The sequence below is a fragment of the Leifsonia sp. TF02-11 genome, from assembly GCF_017565305.1.
GTDB lineage: Bacteria > Actinomycetota > Actinomycetes > Actinomycetales > Microbacteriaceae > Leifsonia.
In genome coordinates, this window is record NZ_JAGEKP010000042.1 from 1 (window position 1) to 8,600 (window position 8,600).

Sequence of the window (8,600 nt, forward strand, 5' to 3'; positions counted from 1 at the left end):
GCGCAGCCGACTACGACCGCTGGCTCCACCACTACAATCACCACCGACCCCACACCGGAATCGGCGGACTCGTCCCCTCAGCCCGCGTTCACAACCTCACGGGGAACTACAGCTAGCGCGCATGATCCTGGGCAGGGGTCGTCCTTCGGAACGGCGGCCCTTTCGGTCCAGGGTGACGGGTGGGGCGAACTTGCCGTTACCGTGGACGACTTCCGCGCCACGGCGGCAATAGCGGGTCGGACGTGGCTGGTTGCCCGGCGGGCCGGCCAAACGATTACGGCACCGCTGGCGGCCGGGTCGGTGAACAGGTCCGGTCGGGCGACCGGTCGAATCTCACTTCCACATCCAGGCCTGTGGTTCGTCTACGCCGACGTTTCATCCTCTGTCGGGAAGCTTGAGGTGTGGCTTCCGATCTCCCAGGACTTCACTGGAACCATCAACCGAACTCGGGCGCTATATCAAACGACGGAAACTCGTGAATGGTCCCCGCCGCAATACCTCTGTGCCCTGTCACTTGTCGCGATCGGAGCGGTGCTCGTGGTCTGGTTGATCGTCTGCGTACGCCGAGTCCCGACCTCGGGAGCCACGCGGCGGTCTTACACGAGCGGCCCTCCCCCATGATTGCCTGGTTGATTTGCTGCCAGCTCAATCACCGCACCACCACCACGGGGTCGAGTAGGCCCGTGATGGCACCTGACCATCGACACGACGTACCGTTGTTCTGCGGTGTCCGCGGAAGCGCACTGTGTCGTCACATTCTCATTGAAAACATAGAGAGGAAGAGGTAGAGCGCGCTAACGGCGACAAGGACTACGGCACCGCCGATAAGGAGGCGATATCTACGGGCCTTCGCCGGGAGCACGGGTTCAGGTGCAGCTCCGGTTTCCCACCAGGGCCGCTCATTTTGATCGTCTGGCACTTTTCTCCTTCCTGCCGAGCTGCGTGGCGGCGCCCTAGGGCGTCAGTCGTGTCTAAATCCGATGAAGAGTCCGCCCGTGGCTTTGGAGCTGAGGTTGTAGAGCAGGGCGAGGAGCATTCCACCCACCATGGTGGCGAGCGCACCGACAAGTCCCACCGCAACCGAGGCGACGAGCACGGTTCCGAAGTTCACAACTTTGGCAACGTTTGAGGCGGAGGATGCCGTGGTTTCACCCGCCGGGCCGGAGAGGAGGGAATCGATTTGTTGGAACGCGCCGATTTGGTTAAGGATCGTCCAGAGGAGGGCGCTGGCAAGTACGGTGACTGCGGCCATGATCAGGCCGACTAGGAGGGACACCTTCGCCATCGACCACACACCCGTGTAGACAAGGTGAAGTCGGGCGTCGTTGGGTTCGGTGCTTTCGCCGATGTTGTGTTGTCTGTTCATAGGAACTCCTTCGGGGCGTTCGTCGGGCGGGTTGATCAGATCGGGAGTGTGACCCCGCCGATGAGGGCTTGGAGGCTGTAGATCCACGCGGTCCAGACTCCGGTGACCATGAGGAGGCCGATCACGATCAGGACGGTGCCGCCGGCGATGTTGATGGCTCGGATGTGTCGGCGGAGGAAGCTGATGGCGCCGGTCGCCCAACCGATTCCGAGGGCGAGGAGGACAAAGGGAATGCCGAGGCCGATTGAGTAGAAGCCGGTCAGGATGGCGCCGCGCGCGGCGGATTGGCTGGACAGGCTGAGCGAGAGGACGGCGGCGAGGGTGGGTCCCATGCAGGGTGTCCAGCCGAGCCCGAAGACGATTCCGAGCAGGGGTGCGCCGATGATGCCGGTCGAGGGGCGGATGGGCAATTTCAGGGTGCGTTGGAAGAACGAGAAGGTGCCGATAAAGGCTAGACCCATCACGATCACTAGAAGGCCGAGCAGACGGGTGATGAGGTCTTGCCAGCGCACTAGCCAGGATCCGAAGGCGCCGAACAGGGCACCGTAGGCGATGAACACGATGGCGAAGCCGAGGACGAAAAGCGCGACTCCGGTGGCGGTTCGACGCCTGCTGACGTGCCCCGTGGACCCGGTGACTCCTCCGACGTAGGCCAGATACCCGGGCACCAAGGGGAGCACGCATGGGGAGGCGAACGAAACCAGGCCGGCGAAGATCGCGATCGGGATGGCCAGTAGCAGTCCGCCGTTGGCGATGATGGAGGCGAATTGTGCGCCCACTAGGTCGCCGCCGATCGGCGCCAGCTGGGTTGCGGGAGGGGTCTGGTCATTTCTGGCCAGCAGTGATGGCACCGGCGAGAATGAGGGCTGCGGCCATCGGGTATCCGGCGGCGAGGTCGACCCAGCCGGGGGGCTGTGTGCCGAAGACGCCGAGGTGGGCGAGCCAATGTTGCAAGCCGACCAGGAATCCGATCAGCATGACGAGTTGGCCGACGCGTAGGAATCGGCGTTTGCGCAGGTAGCGGGCACGCAATTGCTCCGGGGTTGGTTTGGCTTCCTCGTGCGTGGTACGTCGTCGAGGGGGTTCTGCGTTCTTGCGGGCCATGGTTTGCCTTCCTGTTGCTGTTTGTGGTTGGTGACTTGATCGGTTCAGAGGCCGCTGTAGGAGTGCAGGCCTTTGAAGAAGACGTTGACGATGCCGAAGTTGAACATGACGGCGGAGAAGCCGATGATCGCCAGCCAGGCCGAGCGGGATCCGCGCCAGCCGCGGGTGGCGCGGGCGTGGATGTAGCCGGCGTAGACGACCCAGATGATGAAGGTCCACACTTCCTTGGTGTCCCACCCCCAGTAGCGCCCCCAGGCCTTTTCTGCCCAGATCGCGCCAGCCATTAGCGTGAAGGTCCAGAGGATGAAACCGACGATGTTGATCCGGTACGCCAGGTTCTCCAGGGTGCCGGAGCTGGGAAGGGTTGCCAGGAACCTCAGCGATGCTGGTCGACTGTCGGCGATCTGTGTCTCTCTGCGTGTCTGCAGCAGTTGTACGGCGGAGAGCGCGAAGCCGATCGCGAAGAAGCCGGTGGCGATGATCGCGACCATCACGTGTATGACGAGCCAGTATGACTGCAGCGCAGGCGGTAACGGGGCGACTTCGACGTAGTAGCGCATGCTGGAGATCCCTAGGAGGATCAGCACAAGCCCGGTGACGAAGGAGCCGAGGAATCGTAGGTCGTACCGGAGTGTGACTACGAGGAAGACGCCGACGATGAGCAGGGTGCCGGTCATCGAGAATTCATACATGTTTGCCCACGGCACGCGTCCGGCTGCGATGCCGCGGAAGATGTCGGCGCCGAGTTGGACGATGAAGGCGAGGATGGTGAGTGAGTAGCCGGTTCGCAAGCTCGCCGACCCCGACCCCGACCCCGACCCCGAGGAATCGGCCTGGTCCACGGATCCGCGGATGAGGGTTGTCGTTTGTGCCGGCCCGAGCGTGTTGCTGGCCGCCGATTCTTGCGCGCGCCGGGCGACGGCGCTAGGAACGGAAGCGGTGGCGTGAGCGCTGCGCCGGGCGAGGTCCAGCGCGAAAGCAATGAACGCTGCCGCGTAGAGGACCATGGAGCAGATCAGCAGGATGACGGAGATCTGTGACAAAGAATCGGTCACGGTGTTCCTTTCTGGTCGGTGTTTCGTTGTGAGTCCTGATCGGCTTCACTGGTGGTGCGGAAGGCTGCTTGGTGGGCAGACGCCAAGTCGGCTACCGCGTCCTGCAGTTGGGGGTCGTCGCCTCGAGCGAGTCCGGCGTACTCGATGCGGACGGGGTTGGCCCCTTCGACTATCGCTTTCACCCACAGGCGTCTGCGTGGCACGAAGAGGGAGGTGAGAAGGCCACCGAGCGCGGCGATGGCGAAGAACAGCACCCACCCCTGGGCGGGGTCGTGATGGATTTCGAAGGACGCGAACCGGGACACGCCGTCCAGCGTGATCGAGCCGAGACCGTCAGGCAGTTGCTGCGTCTGACCGGGTTTGAGCTCGATGGACCGGACCCCTGTTTTGCCGCCGGTGAGTTGGGTGAGTTTGGTGGTGTCGAGTGCGTACACCGATTTGGGTGCCCCGGTGTTGATGCCGAGGTCGCCGGAGTATGCGTTCAAGGTCAGCACTGGGTTGGTGAGATCCGGGTATGAGGAATAGAACGCGCCAGTGTTTGCGGCGGATTTCGTGGGGTAGAAGAACCCGATCAAACCGACTTGTTTGACAAGTCCGTCGGGGACCTTCACGACGCCGAGGGAGGTGAGGTTCGCGTCTTGTGGGAGGAAGGGGATGAAGTCGCTGAACACCGCGTGGCCTTGCGGGTCGCGGACCGTGATCCGGGGCGCGTACCCATTTCCGAGCAGATAGACGTCGGTGCCGCCGATCGACAGGGGGTCGTTGACTTTGATCGTGCGGCTCGTCCTTTCTGGCGAGCCTTGGGTTTGGGTGGTGACGGTCGCGGTGTAGTCGGTCGGGAGTCCGCGTGCTCGTTTGTTCTGGGTTTCGTAGGTGACCGCGAGCTTGTTGAGGGTGAGCGAGTAGGGGGTCAGCTCTGCGGGGCTGAAGAAGCGGCCGGGGTTGAATGAATCGTAGGCGGCGAGGGTGTTGATCATGCTTTGACCCTCGACAACCACCCGGTTGCCGTTGAATCCGAATCCGCCACCGATCCCCACGGTGATCAGGACCCCGATCAAGGCGATGTGGAAGGTCAGGTTGCCCGCTTCGCGCAGGTAGCCCCGTTCGGCGCTGACTGACAGCTCGCGCCGTTGAGCGGTCTGCACGCCGGTGAAGGCGGCAACCCGGTAGCCGCGTTTGCGGAGAATTGTTGCCGCCGTGGTGATTGCCGTGGCCGCGGAGCTGGCGGCCCCCGGGCGATCTGACAATTCGATGGTGGTGTAGCCGCTCATCCGTGATAGTCGGGCGGGCGTTTTCGGTGGTGTCGCGCGCAGGGAGCGGAGGTGGTGGATCGTGCGCGGCAGGACGCAGCCGATCAGGGAGATGAACAGCAGTAGGTAGATGCTGGAGAACCAGAACGAGGTGTAGGCGTCGAAGGCTTGGAGTTTGTCCAGCATTGGGGCGAGGCCCGGGTTGTTTTTGAAGTATTGGACGACACCGTTGGGGTCGGAGCTGCGTTGTGGGACCAGGGATCCGGGGACGGCGGCAAGAGCGAGTAGCAGGAGCAGGAACAGGGCGACGCGCATGCTGGTCAGCTGTCGCCACGCCCAGCGCATCCATCCGGTGAACCCGAGCGCCGGTTCGGTGATTCTGCCAGGGCCTGGTGCGGGTGGCCGGACGTCGATGTGGTCCAGGGGCCTAGACATCGGACTGCTTTCGCATCGAACTCGCTGGGGTCTCGTGTTTGGGAGCTCCTGCAGGATTGTCAATGGATGGGGCGGTGACGGCGGGGTTTGGATCGTTGAGGGGTGCGGGTTGGTGCGCGTCACGGTACGGCGAGTCCTCGGGTTCGGGGTGGCGTTTGGTTTGCACGAGGAAGAGCGCCGCGCCGAGCGCGACCAGGACGAAGGAGGCCCACACGTTGGCGGGGATACCGAGGAGCGTGTTGCTGGTGGGGTCGATCCGGATGGTTTCCAGCCAGCTGCGGCCCAGGCCGTACCAGATGAGGTATACGGCGAATGCTCGCCCCCATCGCAAGGTGAGGCGGCGTTCCAGCAGCAGGATTATGCCCACTCCGATGAGGTTCCAGATGATCTCGTAGAGGAACAGCGGGTGGAAGAGCGTTCCAGCGGGGAGGCCGGCGGGGAATTTGGGATTGCTCGCTTCGATCTGCAGACCCCACGGCAACGTGGTGGGGAGACCGAAGAGTTCGTGGTTGAAGTAGTTGCCGAACCGTCCAAGCGATTGTGCGACGAGCATGGCCGGTGCCAGCGCGTCTGCGAAGGACCAGAACCTGATTTTGGTTTGCCGGCACCCGATGTAGGCGCCGACTGCTCCGCCGATGAGGGATCCATAGAGGGCGTTTCCGCCGTCCCAGATTGCGAACACGTTCCACAAGTTCGCGCCGGGGTAGAAGTAGTCGCCGGTGTGGGTGAAGACGTGGTAGAACCGGGCGCCGACGATGCCTAACGGCACTGCCCAGAGAATGATGTCGAGAACGACGGGGCCGCGGGCGCCCCGCTGGGCGAGTCGTTTGGATGTGATCAACGTGGCTGCGACGATTCCGGCGAGAATGCACAGCGCATAGGTGTGGATCGTAAGCGGACCCAGAGTGAACTGCGCGAACACGGGGTCGGGGCTGGGAATGCTGAGGTGGTGGATCATGAGAGGGCTTTCGGTGAGGGGGTGTGCGGGTGGTGGCTCCTAACGTCGCGGAAGGGTGTCACGGTCCCTGTTCTGTCTGAACGGTGCTGATCAGTGCGCTGAGAACGGACGCGTCTGGTAGTTGGCCAAGGATGCGAGCGGCGACGCGTCCGTCCTTGTCGACGACGAGTGTGGTGGGGACCGCGTTGGGGGCGACAATCCCGCTGAACGCCAGTTGCATGGCACCGTCAGAGGCGTCGAGCACGCTGGGGTAGGTCACTCCATAGGTGCGGGCGAACGCGCGGGCGGTGTCGGCTTGGTCCCTGACGTTGACGCCAAGGAATTCCACACCCTGTCCAGCGAATTTTTGGTACGTCTTTTCAAGTGCGGGCGCCTCCGCCCGGCAGGGCGCGCATCCGGCGTACCAGAAATTGAGGACCAGAACTTTCCCGGCGTACATCGCTGAAGTGGTCGGTTTGCCGTCTTCGAGCTTTCCCATGAATGGGACGGGTACCGCACGATTCTGGGGTTTGATTTCGGTGATGGTGCCGTCGCCGGCGACGTAGTTCTTCCCGGACCCGTCTTTGTACTGCTGAGCGAGGGCGTCGTTGTTGCTGCTGCACCCGGCCAGCGTGACGACGAGCATTACAGCTGCGGCCACCGACGTGAGGGCGGTACGCGGCCTGATGGTTCGCGGGTTGCGGTTAGCCAAGGGTGATTCCTCTCGCGCTCATGAATGGTTGCGGGTCGATCCGGTTGCCGTTGACGCGGACTTCGAAGTGCAGGTGGCACCCGGAGGAGCCGCCCGTCGTTCCGACCTGGGCGATGTTCTGACCGGCTTGGATGGTTTGGCCCACGTTGACCAGGACTCCGCCCTCGCGGATGTGCGCGTATCCGGTCATCACCCCGGTGCCGTGGTCCAGGAGAATCCAGTTGCCGTAGGTTCCAAGCCAGCCTGCGTAGACGACGCGTCCGGAGGCGGCGGCGAAGATCGCGGTGCCGCACCCGGCGGCAAGATCTGTGCCGTAGTGGAATGCGCCCGAGCTGGCGACCGGTTTGTCCGGGCGTGGCCCGAACCGGTCGCTGATCCATCCAGACACCGGTTTCGCCCAACCTCGTCCACCGAGTTGCCCGCCGTCCCCCGACGGCACCGGTGCACCACCTGCCGCAGCCGCGGCAGCAGCGGCCGCGGCAGCCGCGGCGGCTGCGGCTGCGGCGGCCGCTTCTTGCTGACGTCGGGCCTCTTCCCCTTTGCGGTAGTCGACTTCGGTCGCTTTGCGGTTCTCGACCAGCACTGCCAGTTGGGCTTGCAGGGTTCCCTGTGTCTGTCGCTGTTCAGCCAGCTGGTTCGCTGCAGTACGGCTGGCAGCGACCGCATCCTGCAGCGTCTTTTCGGCAGCGCGGCTAAGGTTCGCTAGAGCGGCTTGGGCGGCATCCGCCTGGCGGGTAAGTGATCGGACGGTGTTTGCGCTGGTGGTGGCGGCGGCGAAGGCCCGATTGGAGCGTTGCGTGAGTTGGCTCATGGTGCCGAGTTGGAACAGCAGCGTCTCTGCTCGTTGCCCGTTCAGCAGGAACAGGGTGGTCGGGTCGCCGTTGCCGAAGCGTGCGAGTTGGGCGACTAGTTGGCCGGCGCGTGCTTGGGATGCGTTCGCGCGCGCCTGCGCCGCATCGGCCGAAGTACGCAGCGTTTGTGCTCGGTAATTTGCTAGATCGAGTCGTGCTTGCGCCGTCTCGTAGTCGCTGCCACGGTCGGCTGCTGCCGCCTGGGCGGTGCGGACGTTGTCTTCCAGTGTGCGCAGAAGATTGGTGATCCGATTGATTTCGGTTGCTTTCGCACTCTCGCTTGAGCGTGCGGCTTCAACCTCCGCCCAGGACGGGTAGTCGGCGCCTCGTGCCGGGCCTGCTGCCACCAGCTGGCTGCTGAGTAGGACGGTCAGGATCAGCACAGCCACTGGCCACCGCACTCGAATTGGTTGGACTCGACGCGTGCTCTTCGTCGAGCCCCGTGTTGCGCTCATGGGGTGCCCTCGATCAAGGTGACCCAGCTGGTGCCGTGATCGGCGGTTGCGACGATTCCGCGGGCATGGGCACCGAGGATCCAGAGTTTTGACGCGCTCTGCACTGTTGCCAGCGACTCGGGCAGAGAGTCGAACGTTCCTTTCCGCGCCCAGGTGGAACCGTCGTCTGTGGTTACCCAGATCTTCTTGCTGACGTCGACGCCGACGAATTGTCCCGGTGCTGCGTCCACCGGGGCGACCAAGTACAGGATCGGCCGTCCGGGCAGGGCAGTAAAGGTCAAACCGGCGTCCCGGCTGATCTGCACGCCGGTGTTTCTGACAGGTTGAAGTGGCCCAGGCTCGTCACCTCGATTTGGCCCAATGTGGGTCTTGTCGGTGTGGCTGTGACGGTTTGATTTGGCCAACCCCTGAGCGTGTTCTCGTTCGTATTGGACG

The 8,600-nt window shown here is 63.6% G+C and carries 10 protein-coding genes; 1 reads left to right on the plus strand and 9 read right to left on the minus strand.

The features are described from left to right. Positions 1-116 (plus strand): integrase core domain-containing protein (locus JNB50_RS24615; protein ID WP_208042732.1); only part of this gene is annotated, 116 nt, incomplete at its 5' end. A gap of 845 nt (positions 117-961) precedes the next feature. Here JNB50_RS24615 and JNB50_RS24620 read toward each other — a convergent pair. From JNB50_RS24620 to JNB50_RS24660, 9 genes are all read right to left on the minus strand, one after another. Continuing rightward, positions 962-1,366 (minus strand): DUF3566 domain-containing protein, encoded by a 405-nt coding sequence (locus JNB50_RS24620; RefSeq protein ID WP_208042728.1) that lies wholly within the window; start codon positions 1,364-1,366, stop codon positions 962-964. 35 nt (positions 1,367-1,401) lie between these two features. Further along, positions 1,402-2,145, minus strand: a complete 744-nt coding sequence (locus JNB50_RS24625; protein WP_039922287.1) for a cytochrome c biogenesis CcdA family protein — start codon at positions 2,143-2,145, stop codon at positions 1,402-1,404. Positions 2,146-2,191: 46 nt separating this feature from the next. Then, the gene (locus tag JNB50_RS24630; protein WP_243768953.1) at positions 2,192-2,470 is read right to left on the minus strand and encodes a hypothetical protein; all 279 of its coding nucleotides are present in this window, start codon (positions 2,468-2,470) and stop codon (positions 2,192-2,194) included. Between the two features lie 44 nt (positions 2,471-2,514). Then, positions 2,515-3,525 (minus strand): c-type cytochrome biogenesis protein CcsB, encoded by a 1,011-nt coding sequence (gene ccsB / locus JNB50_RS24635; protein WP_307794868.1) that lies wholly within the window; start codon positions 3,523-3,525, stop codon positions 2,515-2,517. Further along, positions 3,522-5,210: a cytochrome c biogenesis protein ResB gene (locus tag JNB50_RS24640; RefSeq protein ID WP_208042729.1), complete on the minus strand. Its 1,689-nt coding sequence runs from the start codon at positions 5,208-5,210 to the stop codon at positions 3,522-3,524. Before JNB50_RS24640 ends, ccsB begins: the two co-directional genes overlap by 4 nt. Then, the gene (lgt, locus tag JNB50_RS24645) at positions 5,203-6,168 is read right to left on the minus strand and encodes a prolipoprotein diacylglyceryl transferase (RefSeq protein WP_208042730.1); all 966 of its coding nucleotides are present in this window, start codon (positions 6,166-6,168) and stop codon (positions 5,203-5,205) included. The genes JNB50_RS24640 and lgt overlap by 8 nt, the downstream gene beginning before the upstream one ends. Before the next feature lie 58 nt (positions 6,169-6,226). Then, complete coding sequence (locus tag JNB50_RS24650) at positions 6,227-6,859, minus strand: TlpA disulfide reductase family protein (RefSeq protein WP_307794869.1); 633 nt, start codon at positions 6,857-6,859, stop codon at positions 6,227-6,229. After that, positions 6,852-8,093, minus strand: coding sequence for a M23 family metallopeptidase (locus JNB50_RS24655; RefSeq protein ID WP_208042731.1), 1,242 nt, complete (start codon positions 8,091-8,093; stop codon positions 6,852-6,854). Before JNB50_RS24655 ends, JNB50_RS24650 begins: the two co-directional genes overlap by 8 nt. Positions 8,094-8,161: 68 nt before the next feature. Then, positions 8,162-8,600 (minus strand): hypothetical protein (locus JNB50_RS24660; protein WP_374222287.1); only part of this gene is annotated, 439 nt, incomplete at its 5' end.